This is a genomic window from uncultured Kordia sp., from assembly GCF_947496985.1.
Lineage (GTDB): Bacteria > Bacteroidota > Bacteroidia > Flavobacteriales > Flavobacteriaceae > Kordia.
Genome location: NZ_CANMEZ010000005.1, coordinates 271,699 through 291,483, shown reverse-complemented (window position 1 = coordinate 291,483; position 19,785 = coordinate 271,699). Strand labels below are relative to the sequence as shown.

The following is a 19,785-nucleotide window of genomic DNA, read 5'->3' as shown; positions in this document are numbered from 1 at the left end:
ACAACCAAATCAACATGAAAGATCAATTACATATCATAGCGGCACAAAAGAAAAAAGAAGCAGCTTTTTGGCTCTCACAATTTGAAAATATGCCAAAAACAGACGCGCTCTCAGAAACATTCGTTGCAAATTCGGCAAAAATTGGTGCGACTTCAAAAGAAATTCCTTTTTCAATTGATGACGAAACGTACACAGAATTGATGCGTATTTGTAAAAAATCTGATCACTCATTACATCTTTTTTTACATACAGCATTACTTGTATTACTATACAAATACACAGGAACAACTGAACAAACTATTGGGACAACAGTATACAAACAAGATATTGAGAAAGACAAAATCATCAATACAGTATTGCCGCTAAAACAAACCATTCGTCCTAAAGATTCTATAAAAAAGGTACTTTTAAATACACGTACTGTATTAACAGCTGCAATAGAACATCAAAATTATCCTTTTGAAATTTTAAAACAACAAATATTATCGGAAGCCGAAGCTACAAATCCTGTACTTTTTGATACAGCTTTAATATTAGAAAATATCCATGATGAACGCTTTCTTGGAGAATTACAACCATTAGTTGTATTTATTTTAAATAACGATCAGACAAAATTAAAAGGGAAACTCTCGTATCAGGAAGGAAGACTTTCTAAAGAAGTAGCAATGGCTATTACAGAACATTTTAAATATGTCTTACAACAAATTGTACATCAATTAAAAAGCTCAGTTTCAAAAATATCGTTAGTCCCACCAGCAGAAAAACAATTATTAATGAACGGTTGGAATGCAACAACTAACAATATTTCTTTAGATCAAACCATACACAAACTATTTGAAGTACAAGTTCTTAAAACACCAAATAAAGATGCTATTGTTTTTAACAATAACAAACTAAGCTATAAAGAACTGAATATAAAAGCCAATGCATTAGCTCATACTTTACAAGATAAAGGAGTTATAAAAGGTGAAATAATTGCTGTTATGACAACGACTTCTTTAGAAATGATTATTGCATTACTTGGAGTCTTAAAAGTTGGTGGAAGTTTTCTTCCAATTGATCCTGTAAATCCTTCTGAAAGAATACAAACAATTTTAGAAGATAGTAATGTTCGTTTTGTAATCACAAATGAAATTGAAACTAAAAAACTAAGCGCAGATATAGATGTTATTGAAATTAATCATGAAACACTTCTTAACTCTGAAATAATTTTCACTTCGCATATTGGGAATTCCTCTGAAACCTGTTATGTAATTTACACTTCAGGATCTACGGGAACTCCAAACGGCGTAAAGGTTTCACACAGTGCGTTGGCAAATTTATGTACATGGCACAATGACTACTTTACGGTAACATCAGAATCGCGTGCTACAAAAATTGCAGGTTTTGGTTTTGATGCTTCAGTTTGGGAAATATTTCCATATATGATTCAAGGAGCTACGCTTTTCTTAACGTCAGATACTATAAAGTACGACATTCATGAATTGCACAGTTTTCTTGAAGCACATACTATAACACATTCTTTCTTACCTACAAAACTGGGAGAAGCATATGTACAACGCTATGATTCAAATTGTTTGCAACATTTGTTATTAGGTGGCGAAAAACTATCGCGTATCAAAAAACGTTCGTATACAATTACAAATGCATACGGACCTTCTGAAAATGCAGTCGTTGCAACGACTTTTAAAATCACAAAAGATAACTATGTAAATATTCCTATCGGAAAACCAATTGCGAATACGAAAGCATATATTATACAACCTAAAACATTGGAATTATTACCAATTGGTATGTGTGGTGAATTGTGTATTTCTGGTGCAAGTTTAGCAGATGGTTACATATCCAATACAGCACTTACACAACAACGCTTTTGTAAAAATTTAATCAACAACAATGAAGTTGTTTACAGAACTGGCGATTTAGTTCGATGGAACACAAATGGAAATCTTGAATTTATTGGTAGAATAGATTCACAAATGAGTCTTAGAGGTTTCCGAATAGAACCGCAAGAGATAGAAACTGCGATTTTAAAAATAATTAAAGCGACACATTGCGTAGTTGTCAAAAAACAAATTAATGAAACTGAAAGTGCCATTTGTGCTTTTATTGAAAGTGCGCAAACCATTGACATTACTCAACTCAAAAATGATTTAAAAAGTAGTTTACCAGAATATATGATTCCTTCATATATTGTTCAATTAGAGAAACTTCCGCTGACTAACAATGGAAAAATTGCACTTAAAAAATTACAACTTCCAAAACGTAAAACACATGATATTATTCTTCCTGAAAATGAAATTGAAGAAAAACTAAGACAAATTTGGAGCCGTATTTTAAAGATTCATATTGATAAAATAAGTACTGACGATAACTTTTTAGAATTAGGAGGAAACTCATTAAGTGTTACGCTTTTAAGCGCGAATATTAAAGATGAATTTCAGAAACACTTTCCTGTAAAAAGGTTGTTCATGGAAACTACAATCCAAAAGCAAGCTACCTATATTGCTATTGCTAAAACGACGACTATTACAAAGATTCAAAAAGCAGGTAAAAAGAAAAGTTATGCATTGTCATCTGCTCAGAAACGAATATTCTTTCATCAAACACTAAATCCTTCAAGTACAATATATAATATTCCAAATGTATTTGAACTGAAAAATTACGAACTCGAAAAACTCGAAAAAGCATTCAAAGAACTTATTTCGAGACATGAAATTTTACGTACATCTTTTGAAATTGAACACAATAAACCTGTACAAATAATTCATGATTTTATTGATTTTTCTATAGATCAAATTCATACAGAATCATCATTACTTGAAACGACTTTGCAAAACTGTGTACAAGCGTTTCAATTAAACACAGGAAAACTATTCAAAGTAACAATTATACAAAGTGATGATGAACAAACCTATCTATTTATAGACATTCATCATATGATTTGTGATGGTGTTTCTATCATGATTTTACTAAATGAATTGGTTGCACTCTATGGTGGAAATACGCTTGAAACACCAAACATACACTATCGTGATTTTTCAGAATGGGAAAATCATACCACACAACAACTACAGAAAAAAGTGCACGAAAAATTCTGGCTAACAACATTACAAAAACCATTACCAACTGTTGATCTTATTACAGATTTTAAACGTCCAAAAGAAGCTTCATACGAAGGAAACACATTGCACTTTTCATTAAACACATCTGAATTTGAAGACATCCAGAAGTTAACAAACGCAAATGGAACGACGTTGTTTGTATTCCTATTAAGTGTGTTTAAAATTCTATTGTCTAAAATTTCTACGCAAAAAGATATCATTATAGGAACTGCCGTTACAGGTCGTGAACATCCGCAGCTTCTGGAAACAATTGGCAATTTTGTAAACACGGTTTGCATTAGAAGTCAAGTTAATGAAAACGAATCCGTTACAGACTATATTAAGACATTAAAATCGAATGTAATTTCTGTTTTTGAACATCAAACATTTCCATTTGAAGAAATTGTTGAAAAATTAGACATAGTCCGAGAAGCAGCTCGTAATCCATTATTTGATATTGCGTTTGTACTTCAAAATATTGTAAACGAACAAATACAAACCATTGAACAAAATAACCTGTCCATAAAAAAAATGGAACAACTTGCATTTACTGAAAATACCGCAAAAGTTGATCTTGTATTTACAGCAATTTTAGACGGTGACAAATTGGCGTTTACAATCGGTTATAAAACAGCTTTATTTAAAGAAAACACCATACATCAACTGTTTGAATATTACAAACACATACTTCATACCATTATAAAAAATGAACATATTCGTATAGAAGACATCAAACTTCCAATGCGTATAAAAGCCGTTCAAACGACTAAAGTAGATAGTTTTAAAGAGGATTTTAATTTCTAAAAATCCTACTAACCAGCATAACAATTTTAAAAATGAACGATAGAAAACTAGCGTTAAACATACAAAAGAAAGAGCGAAACTATTGGGAACAAAAACTATCGGATGTTCCACAATCATCTATATTTCCTATAGATTTCCCTTCTGTAGCAAACGTTTCTAGTACGCAAGACAGCATCCATTTTAAAGTAGAAAACACAGTACACAAAAAAATACTATCATTAAGCGAAGGTTCACACGCAAAGCTATACATGATTCTTACCAGTGGACTTTTAGCATTATTACACAGATACACAGGAGATGAAGACGCCATTTTAGAAACCACGTTATTCTCTAACGGAGAAGATGAAGATATTTTAAATGAACGCCTAATTTTAAGAACATTAGTAAATGATGAAAGTAGCTTCAAAAATATTTTAATGGCAGTTCGGAAAGAAGTTGTCGAAAGTATTGAGCATCAAAATTATCCTTTAGACCTTTGGATTGATGAAAAGGACGCTAAAAATGAAGGAAATAAACATGCTTTTCTTCAAACAGGAATACGTTTAACCAATTCACAAGCAATTGCACCAAAGGCAACATATGCGCTATTTTTCACATTTACAGAAGATACTAATGGTCTACAATGCGAACTTACATACAGCACATCAAAATATAAAAAAGCAAGTATTATTCGTATTATAAAAAACTATCAAAACATGCTAGCTTTGTTGCTAACTGATCCTGATAAAGCAATTGGAAACTTAGACATTTTAGCTTCAGAAGATAAAGCAGTGTTGTTCAATTATAACACACAAAAAGAATATAATACGAATATTGCAGTTCATGAACTTTTTGAAATTCAAGCACAAAAATATCCTGAAAAAATAGCCGTTTCAGACCAACATGAATCGCTTACTTATAAAGAACTAAATGAACTATCTAATCAAGTAGCTCATAATTTAGTTAAAGAATACGACATCAAAAAAGGCGATATTATTGCGGTTTTGCACGAACGTTCTCCAAAAATGATTGTTGCCTTATTAGCAATTTTAAAAGCTGGTGGTGCATATGTTCCAATTGATGTAAACTATCCGACAGAGCGCATTCAATACATATTAGAAAATACTAAAAGTAAGCTCTTATTTACATCATCAAACTTCTTATTTGACTTAGATTTCTATGAAGGTATATTCTTTGCTTTAGACCTACAATTGGAAGATTTGGCGGAATCTAAAGAAAATTTACATACAGAAATAACAACTGAAGACTCTGTATATGTAGTATATACATCAGGTTCTACAGGTCGTCCAAAAGGTGTTGAAATTCGACATAAATCGTTGGTTAATTTAGTACATGTTTACAAAGAACAATTCGATATTACTGAAAATGATCACTTAACACAAGTAGCAAGTGCCGGTTTTGATGCTATGGGATTTGAAATTTGGCCAAGTTTGCTAAATGGTTGTTCATTACATATCATTGATGAACTTACACGATTGGATCAAGTACTATTAAAAAAATTCTTAGAAGAAAAAGAAATTACAGTTTCCTTTCAACCAACAGTATTAGCAAAACAACTATTAGAACTTTCTTGGAGCAAAGGAACGCTGCGCGCATTGATTTCGGCAGGAGAAAAATTACACCTAGATACACTTCCAGAAGTCCCTTTTGACATCTACAATCTATACGGACCAACTGAAGATACGGTTTGGAGTACTTGGAAAAAAATGACTTCTGAGAGCAAGCGTCCATACTATTCCATTGGAAAACCAATTCTGAATCATAAGCTCTATGTTTTAAACAAAACACAGCAACTACAACCAATTGGAGCCAAAGGAGAAATTTGCATTGGAGGAATTGGTGTAGCAAAAGGATATTTACATAATGAACAACTTACTGCAGAAAAATTTATCAAAAACCCTTTTAAAGAAGATGAATATTTATACAAAACTGGCGATGTTGGTATTTGGCATGATGAAGGTGAATTAGAATTTATAGGTCGTATTGACGACCAGGTAAAAATTAGAGGTCAACGTGTTGAAATCAAAGAAATAGAACATGTAATTCTTAAAAAATCGAATATTTTGGAAGTTGTCATCATTCCAAAAAATGATCAAGATAATCATGTGTATTTAACTGCTTTCTGTGTTGCTTCGGATATAAATAGTGTGAGTTCGCTCAAGCAAGAATTGGCAAAGGAATTACCAGATTATATGATTCCTACAGAGATTATACATATAGAAACATTGCCATTAACGGCTAATGGAAAAGTAGATAAAAAAGCACTACAACAGCAAAAAGTTGAAGCTCAAAGAAGCCAAAACTATGTTGCTCCGCAAGGAAAAACAGCTATCAAAATTGCTAAACTTTGGGGAGAAATTCTAAATATAAATCATGAAAATATTAGTGCGGAAGATAACTTCTTTGATATTGGTGGACATTCACTAAAAGCGACTATTCTAATCACATTGATGAATGAAGAATTTCGCACGTCATTCACGCTAAGTGATATTTTTAAACACAACTCTATTGCACAACAAGCTATCTATATTGATGATTTAGATACAGAAACTGCTATAGAAATGAACATTCCATTAGTAGAAAAACAAGAATATTACCCATTATCATCTACGCAAAAAAGGCTCTTTTTTGTCAACCACTTTGGTGGAATTGGAATTACATACAATACACCATTAATTGTAGAAACGGAAGGTATTCTTGATATTGTACGTATGGAAACGGCGCTTAACAAGTTAATTGCCAGGCATGAAATTTTACGAACTTCATTTGAATTAAAAAATGAAGTTCCTGTACAAACGATACATCCTGAATTGAAATGTGCTATTGATATTGTTGAAAGAAATAATCAAGAACTAAACAATCAAATTAGAGCATTGATCACACCTTTTCAATTACATACGTTGCCATTACTTCGTGTATTTTTTATCAAACTAACACCAGAAAAAGGAATCTTAATATTTGACACACATCATATGATTTCTGATGGTACCTCGCTTGGAATCATCATTAAAGACCTTTTAAAATTATACAATGAAGAAACTTTACCAAGTTTAGCCATACAATACAAAGATTATGCAGCTTGGCAACAAAGTGATGCTTATGCAGAATTTCTAAAACCACAAGAAGAATTTTGGTTAAACAAATTATCAAATGAACTTCCTGTATTAAAACTTCCGTTAGATTATCATCGAAAAAACATAGAAGAATATGATGGAAGTAAGTTTGAATTTTTGCTTGATATACAAACGACCAATGATTTAAAACAACGTTGCAAAGAGGAAAAAACGACACTTTTCACAACACTTTTCAGTGTATTTAGCGTCTTTATCTCCAAAATTACTGGACAACATGATATGATTATCGGAACACCAGTATTTGGAAGAACACATGCAGGTTTGCAAGACTTAATTGGAATGTTTGTAAATACACTTGCCATTAAAATTGCTTCTGAAAAATCGATGACTTTGCAAGAGTTTATGCAAGTTGTCAAAACAGAAGTTTTAGAAGCTTTAGCCGCGCAAGATTATCCGTTTGAAACTTTAGTAGACAAACTTTCTGTAGAAAGAGATATGAGTCGAAATCCATTATTTGATGTATGTCTAGTAATGCAAAATATGGACATTCCTGAAATAGAATTTCCAAATCTAACAGTGCGTCAACGCGATTTTCATGGCGATACTTCTAAGTTCGATTTAACGTTATTTATAGTAGAAACACCAGAAGGCATTGTATTTAGCTTTGAGTATAAAACTGGTTTATTCAAAGCAGAAACTATTGAAAAGTTTGCTGGTTATCTGGAAGAAATCACAAAAACATTTATTCACAATCCACAACAACAAATTCAAGAAATAAATTTACTATCTGATATTGAAAAAACACAACTATTAGAAGAATTTAATGACACTTATTTTGAATATCCACACGTTGAGAATGTGATGGAAATATTTAAAAAACAAGTAGTTGAAACTCCAAATGTTGTTGCCATAACTTTTGAAGGTAAAACACTTACTTTTCAAGAATTAGATCAACGTTCGAACGCTATTGCGAACTTTCTAATTCATGAAGAAAACACGACACAAGAACAAGCTGTTGGAGTTTTGATGCCAAGATGTATTGATTTGTTTCCTGTAATTTACGGAATCTTAAAAGCTGGCGGCGTATATGTTCCGTTAGGAATTGGATTGCCTGAAAAAAGACTCAGACAAACGATTGAAGATTCAGAAATTGCAACAATTCTCAGTCTTACAAGTGAATTAAAAACACTAAACAGATTACAATGGGAATGTCCAAAATTTCACAGTTATGTTTGTTTAGATAGTGATGATATTTTTAATGAAAAAGAAACACAAGAAAATCTCTTGATGGACAAACAAATTTGGGATCATGTTGGAGAAACAAGTGAAAACGAAATTGAAGGTGGTGGATGGCAAAGTAGTTACACAGGGCTTGCTTTTTCAAAAGAAGAAATGCAAGAATATGCCGAAAATGTAACAAAAAAAGTACTTCCTATTTTAAATAAAAATAGTAGCGTTTTAGAAATTGGCTGTGCTTCTGGAATTACCATGTATTCATTGGCTCCAAAAGTTTCCATGTATTATGGAACAGATTTATCGGATGTCATTATTCAAAAAAACAAAGAAAAAGTTCGTTCTGAAGGAATTCAAAATATACAATTGAAGTCGCTTCCTGCAGATCAAATTGATACTATTACGGAAGAAAACTTTGATGTAATCATAATTAATAGTGTGATTCATTTATTTCATGGGCACAATTATTTCCAAAATGTATTACAAAAAGCGATTGATAAAATACATGACAAAGGATACATTTTTGTAGGAGACATTATGGACCATGAGCTAAAAGATGTAATGACGGATGATTTTGATCAATTCAAAAATGAAAATCCTAACTACAGAACAAAAGTAGATTGGTCGCAAGAATTATTTGTAGCAAAAGATTGGTTCAAAGATATCAGTACGGAACTAACTGCTATGAAAACATTACAATTTTCAGACAAAATCAACACTATTGAAAATGAGCTTACCAAATATAGATATGATCTTCTTATTGAAATTGACAAAAGTAATACCGTACAACAGATCATTTCAAAAAAGAAACAACAATACGATCGTACGATTTTAGAAAAACATATAACAAAAACTGTTGAAAACACTACTAAATCAGACAATCTAGCATATATAATTTATACCTCTGGCTCTACAGGAATTCCCAAAGGAGTTATGATTGAACATGCTTCTTTACTGAACAGAATTCATTGGATGCAACGTAAATATCCACTAAGCTCAGAAGATGTTATCTTACAAAAAACAACACTCACATTCGATGTTTCTATTTGGGAGTTATTTTGGGGCGCGTTTACAGGTGCGTCGGTTTCCTTATTACCAATTGACGCAGAAAAAGATCCACGTCAGATTGTAGATAACATTCAAGAAAACGAGGTTACAGTAATGCATTTTGTGCCTTCAATGTTAACGGCTTTTCTTGATTATGTAGAATGGAACCACTGTATTGAAAAACTAACAACATTAAAATATATTTTCTGTAGTGGAGAAGCATTAGGTCGCGATCAAATTCGTAGGTTTCACAAACTTTTCAAAGAACAAACGCATACCAAGTTGATCAATTTATACGGTCCAACAGAAGCTACAGTTGATGTTTCGTACCATGAATGCAAAGAAGAAGCTCCACAAACAGTCGTTCCGATTGGCGCACCAATAGACAATATTCAACTATTTATTGTAGATGAAAACTTAAAGCTAGTTCCAATTGGTTTAGAAGGTCAATTATGTATTGGTGGAATTGGTATAGCACGCGGTTATCTGAACCGAACAGAACTTACCGAAGAGAAATTTGTACCAGCTCCTTTTTTAAACAATAAAAAAGTATATCTCACTGGAGATTCGGCAAAATGGTTACCAAATGGCGAAATAGAATTCTTAGGGAGAATAGATCATCAAGTAAAAATTAGAGGATTTCGAATTGAATTACAAGAAATTGAAAATCAACTACTAAATATTCCTGATATTGGAACAGCCATCGTAATGGCAAGAACACAAACTACTACAGACGATGACACTTCCGAAAGTAGCAACAGTTCCTATTTGGCAGCATATATTACAAGTTCGCAAAGAATAAAATATTACGATCAGGCAGCTACGTTATTGAAAAAAGCACAATTACAAAATAAATACATACACAAACTAGCCAATGGAATGCCTCTATTTCATGTGAATACACGTGAAGCAGATTTTATGTATGGTGAAATTTTTGAAGAAAACTCATATTTAAGAAATGGAATTCATTTAGAAGAAGGCGCTTGCGTACTTGATGTCGGAGCAAACATTGGTATGTTTTCTGTGTTTTTGTCACAGATATTGAATGATGTTACAGTACATGCTTTTGAACCCATAACTCCATTATTTGAAAAACTACAGCTAAACGGTCAACTATACGGAAACGCAACTATAAAAGCACATGCTGTAGGAATTTCTGATAAAGAAAGTGAAGCTACCTTTAAATATTATCCAAACGCTTCTATCATGTCTGGACAGTATGGAAATGTAAAAGATGATGCTAGTTTGGTAGATACGTACATGAAGAATCAATTATCAGGTGATGCAATGGATGAACAAGAACGTGCTTCCATACTTCATGAACGTTTCAAAAATGTAGAAGAATATGATTGTAAATTGAAATCTATCTCTCAAATTATTGAAGAAGAAAATATTCAAAAAATCGATTTATTAAAAATTGATGTAGAAAAAAGTGAATGGGAAGTACTAAGCGGTATTCAAGAGAAAGATTGGACACTAATTCAACAAATTGTTATTGAAGTTCATGATGTAAATGATCGCTTAAAGCAGATTCAACAAAAAATAGAATCACACGGTTTTACTATCATTACCGAGCAAGATGCCAACTTTACTGACACACATATTTATAATTTATATGCAACACGCACAAAGCCTGACACTTATGTAGATAACAATTCAACAACAATACAATTACACTGGAAATCAGATCAAGAAATCGTCAAAGACATTACTTCAAAACTAGGGAATGTGTTACCCGATTATATGATTCCTGCGCAAAGCGCCATTGTAATTCTTGATGAAATTCCAACGCATCCTAATGGTAAAATCAATAGGAAATTATTACCTGATCCATTACAATTAGCATCTTCAAACAATGCTGCATATACTGAACCCGCAACCGATTTAGAATACCTAGTCTTAGGTGTTTGGCAAAAAGTAATCGGAAGAGAAAAAATAAGTACAAAAGATGATTTCTTTCACATTGGTGGCGATTCTATCAAGTCCATTCAAATAGTTTCAAGATTGAATACAAAAGGATACACCATAAAGATGAAAGATGTCTTTGAGAATCCTACCATTGAAAAACTAGCCAAAGTTTTGACTAAGAATGAAATTGTTCGCGATCAATCTGTCGTTTCTGGAGAAATTGCATTAACGCCAATCAAAAAAGCATTCTTTGAAAGCGATGTAAAATATGCAGATCATTTTCACCAAGCGGTTCTATTATTCAAAAAAGAACGATTTGACCTAACAGTTTTAGAAAATGTGATTAAAGAACTTATCAAACACCATGATGGACTTCGATCAGTTTTTCATAAAAATGCTGCAGAAGAATTCATTCAAGAAATACAAGATGTTGACCATCCAATTGAGCTAACAACACATGATTTGAGTGCAGATTCTGATATTGAAACAACCATGAAAACCATCATGTTTGAAATGTCTTCAAGTTTCTCACTCGAAACTGGTCCATTAATTAAGTTCGTAGTATTCAATAGCGCTAAAGGTGATTATTTATACATCCTAAGTCATCATTTACTTATTGATGGAATGTCGTGGCGTATTTTAATTGAAGATGTAAACACGCTTCTACTTCAAGCAAAAGAACAACAAGCGTTCCAATTACCACTCAAAGTATCATCTTTAAAAGAATGGTCGGAGGAAATGTACGCACAGTATCTTGAAAGTTCAAAACTTGAAAAAGAAGTACACTTTTGGCAGTCGTATCAAGATCAAGAATTTTCAAAAATTCCAGTTCTTACTAATAAAAACACATCGGTAAAAGAAGTTGCTTTCGTAGAATTTTCTTTGAATAAAGCACAAACTACAAATGCAATTCAAGATGCAAATACAGTATTCAATACTAAAGTAGATGATCTTCTAATTGCTGCGTTAACACGAAGTGTTCGTGAGGTATTTTCAGTTACAAACGAAATTCCAATCTCATTAGAAAGTCACGGGAGAGAACCATTTAATGCTACAGTTGATGTTAGTAGAACCATTGGTTGGTTTACAACATTATATCCTGTAATTGTTGGCGCGCCTATAGATTATGACTTAAAACAACATATAAAATATGTAAAAGAAAAAGTCCATCAAGCTGCTGAGCATAAATTAGGCTATGCCATTGGGCGTTATTTGCATAAAGAAGAAAGTGCAACACTACAATATATCAATCCGCAAATACTATTCAATTACTTAGGTCATTTTGATGCAGATATTAGTAATATCAGTGAACTTGAAACTACAGATATTACACTTGAATATATGGAACATCCACAAAGAACACGTGTATACGACATAGAAATTACAAGTGTTGTGATCAAAGGACAATTATCGGTTCGTATTTCATACAGTTCCAACAAATTTGAAGAAACAACGATGAATGCTTTCTTACAAAAAATACAACAAAATTTAGAAACCATTATTGAGTTCTGTTTAGGTTGTGAAGAAACCGAAATCACGCCTAGCGATCTTACATTTACAGACATATCACTAGAAGAATTAGATGCATTAGAATCTTTCTTTGACGAATAAAAATACGCCACAACCATCATGAAAAAAAATGGAAACATAGAAGATGTATACACCTTATCTCCTTTGCAAGAAGGTATGTTGTTTCATGCGCTACACGATACAGAAATCAATGCCTATTTTGAGCAAATTTCGTATCGAATAAAAGCGGCTTTACAGATTACAACTGTTAAGGAAGCTGTTACTACATTATTTAAAAGACACGATGTTTTAAGAACCTCTTTTTTAGATCATTTAGAAAAACCTGTACAAGTGGTTCTAAAAAATAGAATTCCTGATTTTTTCCATCAAAAGCTAGATAATACACTAGACAAAGAAACTATTGACTCAGAAATTGCAACATATAAAGTAGCGGATAGAAAAAAAGGATTCGACCTTAAAAAGGGAAGTTTAATGCGATTATCAATTCTTCAGATTGATGCTACTACATTTGAATTCATTTGGAGTTATCATCATATCATTATTGATGGTTGGAGCATGGGAATTTTAATTGAAGAATTCTTCGAAATCTATAATGGATTGCACAACAAACGTCCAATTCGTTTAGAAGAACCTACCCCATACAAACGTTATATTTCTTGGTTAACGAATAAAGATACCAAAGTATCTACTGATTTTTGGAAAAACTATTTGGCTGATATTACAACACCGTCACATATTCCTCCAACAAAGCTATATGTTGCAGATTCATCGTATAAAAATGAACGTAACATCTTAGAATTTTCAGAAGAAGAAACCAATCAACTAAACTATTTTGTCAAAGGACAACAGCTTACACTGAACAATTTCATTCAGACAATTTGGGGAATTGTTTTATCAAAATATACCAAACAAGAAGAAGCCATTTTTGGAATGGTAACTTCTGGAAGACCGCCGGAAATTAGAAACATTGAAGCTATGGTTGGACTTTTCATCAACACGATTCCTGTTCGGATAAAAGTTGATAAAGAAAAAACAATTGCGGCGCTTTTAAAAGAAGTTCAAAGCAATGCGCTACAGCAAGAAGCACATCAATATGATCCATTGGCAGATATTCAAGCTGCAACTCCTTTAAAAAATAATCTGTTTGATCATATTTTAGTGCTTGAAAACTTTCCAATTGCAGATCAACTAGAAGCATTTTCAAACGCAAATAAAAATGAAGAAAAGCTTGATTGTACTATTGAAAATATTGACGTTTTCGAACAAACAAATTACAATCTTAGTTTACTAATTCAACCTACAAAAAAGCTAATTATTGATTTTCTTTTTAATGGAAATGTACACGATCCTGCTTTTATTGAATTGATTGCTACTGATTTTAAAAGACTCATTCTACATTCAATAAAAAACACAGCACAAACTGTTGGTACGCTTTTTCAGCTTTCAGAAGTAGAATTACAACAATTAGCACAATTTCACACACATGAAAAACAGCAAGAAACACTTCCAAAAGAATCATTGGTTGCTGCATTTGCAAAAAATGTACAACAGACACCAAATCGGATTGCATTGTATTTTGAAGGGAATACAATGACTTATCAAGATTTGGATGAAGTTTCTAATACTGTTGCAAATTATTTACTTCACAAAGGAGTACAACAAGGTGATATTGTAGGAATTATTGATGATAGAACGGAATCATCAATTGTTTCTATTTGGGGAATTTTAAAAGCTGGCGGTGCATATGTCATCTTAGATAGTTCGTACCCTATTGGTCGAATTCAATACATGTTAGATGATAGTAAACCAAAATATACACTGATTTCAAGTGGTAATCCTTTAAAAAATGAATTGAGCAAAAACGAACTAATTTGTTATGAAGATGCGTTTACAAATTCGCTTGAGAAAAGTGCGTTTCCTGAAATTAAACCGAATAATTCAGCATATGTAATCTATACTTCTGGTTCTACGGGAGTTCCAAAAGGGATTGAAGTTTCGCATGAAAACGTATTATATTTAGTAGATAATTTAGTAGAAAGTGTCTATTCATACTATCCAAATAATGAAGCGCTAAAAGTTGCCTTATTGGCTTCTTTTTCTTTTGATCCTTCTGTTCAGCAACTATTTGGCTGTTTCGTTTTAGGACATTCATTATATCTTGTTGATAAAGAAACGCGGAAGGATGGTTATCAACTCATGGAATATTTTACAAACCATGAAATTGACATTACAGACGGAACACCTTCACACATAAGAATCATGGCAGAAGTATTGGATACATTGCCAAAAATGCCACCTTTAAAACACTTGCTCATTGGTGGTGAACAAATGGATTTCCCAGCATTGAAAAAAATATATGATCGTTATGGTGAAAATGCTCCAAGAACAATAAACTTGTATGGTCCGGCAGAATGTACTGTTGATAGTATTGCGTTTGAGATTAACGCAGAAAACATTCAAAAACTAAGCTTTGCTCCTATTGGAACACCAATGAAACATGCAGAAGTATATATTCTGGATGAAAATAAAAAACAGGTTCCAATTGGCACACAAGGTGAAATTTGTATTGCTGGAAAAGGTGTTTCTAAAGGATATTTCAATACCAAACTTTCAATGCCTAAACGATTCATCCAAAACCCTTTTAATGTTGATCAACAACTCTATTGCTCAGGTGATTTAGGACGTTGGTTACCTGATGGAAATATTCAATTTATTGGACGAAATGACGATCAAATTAAAATACGCGGTTTCCGTGTAGAAGTTCAGGAAGTAACAACCCAAATAGCAAAAGTAGCAGGCATTCAATCAGCATACGTACTTCCGTGGAAACAAGGAGATAATTATCAACTATGCGCATATATAATTCCTGAAAAAGAAGTTTATGACTTGCAACAACTCAAAGCTGCATTAACAACATTTTTACCTTCGTATATGATTCCATCTTTCTTTACAAAAATGAAGGAATTTCCAATGACGGTAAACGGAAAAATTGACGCTTCTAAATTTCCAAATCCAACAGAAACTATTACAGTTGAAACCATTCATAAACCTTCTAACAAAACAGAAGAGACTTTAGTCAACATATGGAGTCAACTTTTAAAAATTTCTGTAGAAAATATAAATGTAACGACTTCATTCTTTGAATTAGGCGGACATTCTGTAAAAGCAATGATGTTAGCATCAAGAATTCAAAAACAACTAAATATCAAAGTAGCTGTTTCTGAAATATTTAAACTTCAAAGTATTCGTGAAATTGCCAATCATATAAAACATCTTTCCATACAAAAAGCGCAACAAATTCCTGTAATTGATAAAAAAGCAGCATATCCATTATCGCCAGCACAAAAACGAATGTATCTTTTATATGCCTTGGAACGAAACAATATTGCCTACAACATGACACAAGTTGTTGAAATGGAATCGTTACAAAAAGGAAAGTTAGAAACAGTTGCGCATCAATTAATTCAACGCCATGAAAGTCTGCGAACCGTTTTCTTTATGAAAAATGGAGACATCTATCAAAAAGTATTAGATACAATTGATTTCACTATAGAATATCACAAATTAGATACACTTGATAGCATTGAAGTCAACAAAAAGGTAACGGCTTTTAAAAAGCCATTTGACCTCAACAACGGTCCTTTATTTCGTATTGGATGTATTGAAACACCAAAAAAATCAATATTACTTGTTGATATTCACCATATTATTTCTGATGCTTCTTCTACCGAAATTCTACGAAAAGATTTCATGGCATTTTATCAAGGAACTTCATTATCACCATTACGTATTCAGTATAAAGATTATGTCGTTTGGTCTGAAAGTGAAGCTGAAAAGAAACGCAAAGAAGCACAAAAAGCATATTGGTTACAGCAACTTGAAGGCGAACTACCTATATTAGATTTGCCAATAGATCATACACGTCCAGCTATTAAAAGTTTTGAAGGCGATAGTTATATTTTCAATATTCATGAAGACGATTCCAATGCGTTGGTTGCCTTATCCAATCGTTATAAAGTTTCATTGAACACTACATTGACGGCTGTTTTCAATATTTTTTTACATAAAATCACAAAAGCGGAAGACATCATCGTTGGTGTCCCAATTAATGGACGAAAAGATACAGATCTTGAAAATATTATTGGACTATTTGTAAACACACTTGCTATCCGAAGTTTTCCGACTCCAGAAAAAAGTTTCGAAGCATTTTTACAAGAATCTTCAGATACTATTTTGACGTCTTTTGATCATCAAGAATATCCTTTTGATGAATTGGTGAATGCATTAAACATTAAAAGAGAATTGAGCAGGTCGCCAATTTTTGATGTATTATTTAATGCTATTTCCATAGATTTAGAAAAAGAAGATATACAGTCTAATATTGACTTATCGACAGCAACACATGCTAAGTTTGATTTGAACGTTGCAGTCATCAAATTACATAAAGAAATTAGTTTCCATTTTGATTATTGCAGTGCATTATTTACAAAAGATACCATCAAACGTTTTGCAACGTTTATTCAACAAATTGTCAGAGAGGTTATACAGTCTCCAACAATAAAAATTAATGACATTTCTATTCTTGATGCGCAAGAAAAGCAAAAAGTATTGGCAATTTCTAGAGGTCCAGAAGCAGCTTTTGAAAATAAAATGACCATTAATGAACTGTTTGAAAAGCAAGCCGAAAAAATACCGCATCATCCGGCGTTAATTTTTGGTAATGAAAAAATGTCGTATGCTGAATTGAACGCAAAGGCAAATCAATTAGCACGCGTATTACGAAGAAAAGGTGTTGCCTCTGATGTTCCTGTAGCACTTTTGTGCGATCGTTCTTTTGAACTCATTATTGCAGTTGTTGCCATCCTAAAAGCTGGTGGTGTTTACATGCCAATTGATATCAGTTTACCAAACGAGCGAAAACAACAAATGCTAGAAAATGCTAACGCCAAATTGATCTTGACCAACTTAGATAGCGGTTTGGAAAGTTTGAACAATTATGACATTACGGATTTACGAAACGAAGCCTTACAAGATGAAGATTTTTCGAACCTACCAATTATAAATGCTGTAGAAGATTTACTCTATATTATTCATACTTCTGGTTCTACTGGTGTACCAAAAGGTGTTATGTTAGAACAACGAAATCTACTGAATTTACTTTTACATCAAACTTATCATACCGATTTAACGTTTAAAAACGTATTGCAATTTCACGCAATTAGTTTTGATGTTTCTGCACAAGAAATTTTCTCTGCATTGTTAGAAGGTGGAAGTCTTATTTTAATTGAAGAACGTCATACCAAAAACATTTTTGAACTCTTTGAAATCATAGAAAAAGAAGAAATTGAAAGTATCTTTTTCCCAGCATCTTTCTTGAAATTCGTGTTAAACACAAAAATTTACTTAGAACGATTGCCAAAATGTATCCATCATATTTTAACCGCTGGAGAACATGTAATTGTTACAGATAATTTTAGAAATTACATGCGCGAAAACAATGTTTGGTTACACAATCATTGTGGCCCATCTGAAACACATTCGGCAGCCTACAATCATATGTCGCCAACCGGGCATGTGCCAGATATTCCTCCCATAGGGTTTCCAATTGCAGACACAGATTTATATGTATTAAATGATAAAAAAGAATTGTTACCAATTGGCGTAGAAGGCGATTGGTATATTTCTGGAGCTTGCGTAGGACGCGGTTATATAAATGACAAAGCAAAAACTGATAGTAAATATACTCCTGATCCTTTCAACGAAGGACAAATGATGTATAACACAGGTGATATTGCAAAATGGCATCCAAACGGAATGTTAGAAATTGTTGGGAGAAAAGATTTTCAAGTAAAAATTAGAGGGTTTAGAGTTGAAATTGGCGAAGTAGAAAGTAAATTCCTGTCCTTACCATATGTAACTGAAGTTGCTGTTTTAGAACGGCTCGATGAACAAGGAATCAATCATTTGGTAGCGTTTGTTGTTCAAAACGAAGAGAAAACAGAAAAACAACTTCGTAAAGATATTGCTAAGAAACTTCCAGAATACATGGTTCCGACTTATATGATAAGTTTGAACGAGATTCCACTAAACACGAACGGAAAAGTGGATCGTAAAGTATTATTACAAAGTTTTGACAAAACAGATTCAGACGATGAAGAAACAGTATTAAATTCTAATGAAGCTCTTAAAAAATTGTGGTCAGAATTATTAATGATTAACACCAAAGAAATTGATGAAGATGATAACTTCTTTGAAATTGGAGGTAACTCAATGACCGCTTTGAGTATGATTGCCCGGCTAAAAGAAAGTTTTGATATTGACATTGAGTTGATGGCGTTTTTTGAAGATCCTACAATTGCAAACTTACTCACCTACTTTGAAAAAGATTCAGAAAAAAGTCAATTGCATTTATTAAATGCCGAACACAAAAACAAAGTGTTTCTTTTTCCTCCACGAATCGGATATGGTTTTGTATACAAACCACTTGCAGAACAAATAGATCATACAGCAATGTATGCATTTGATTTTATAGAAGCTGACAATCGAATTGAACAATACGTTGACAAAATTCTTTCTATTACTTCTGGCGAATCTATCGTATTAGCGGGTTGGTCTTTAGGAGGGAATTTAGCTTTTGAAGTTGCCAAAGCTATTGAAACCAAAGGAATTGCCATTGCTGATGTATTGATTATAGATTCATTAAGAATACATACTAAAATTGATGGAATTGATGATATTTTACAGAAAGATGAATTCCATAAAGAAGTACATGGGTACATTAAAAAATATCCTGAACTACAAACTATTCAAGATACTGTAATTGGCAAAAGCAATGCCTATTTTAGATATTATTTAGACACTATAAACTCAGGAAGTATAAAAGGAAATATTCAATTTCTAAAAGCTGAAAAAACAAAAAAGGAAGCCATTCAAGAATGGAATGACGTTACCTTACAAGACATACAAACACATGATTTACATGGAGAACATCAAGAATTATTTTTACCAAATACAACTGCACTCACAAACAATAAAGACGTATTGAAAAGCCTTTTACATACAATTTTCAATAACTAAACCAATAC

The 19,785-nt window shown here is 32.5% G+C and carries 3 protein-coding genes; all 3 read left to right on the top strand.

Annotation, left to right across the window (positions count from 1 at the left end; all coding sequences use genetic code 11):
* The first annotated feature begins 14 nt into the window (after window positions 1-14).
* Genes Q0828_RS15035 through Q0828_RS15025 form a run of 3 tightly spaced genes read left to right on the top strand, consistent with a single transcriptional unit; the run spans window position 15 to window position 19,777 of the window.
* Window positions 15-3,908, top strand: a complete 3,894-nt coding sequence (locus Q0828_RS15035; protein ID WP_298422708.1) for an amino acid adenylation domain-containing protein — start codon at window positions 15-17, stop codon at window positions 3,906-3,908.
* Window positions 3,909-3,940: 32 nt separating this feature from the next.
* Window positions 3,941-12,781: a non-ribosomal peptide synthetase gene (locus Q0828_RS15030; protein WP_298422706.1), complete on the top strand. Its 8,841-nt coding sequence runs from the start codon at window positions 3,941-3,943 to the stop codon at window positions 12,779-12,781.
* An 18-nt stretch (window positions 12,782-12,799) separates the two neighbouring features.
* Complete coding sequence (locus Q0828_RS15025; protein ID WP_298422703.1) at window positions 12,800-19,777, top strand: non-ribosomal peptide synthetase; 6,978 nt, start codon at window positions 12,800-12,802, stop codon at window positions 19,775-19,777.
* Window positions 19,778-19,785 lie beyond the last annotated feature (8 nt).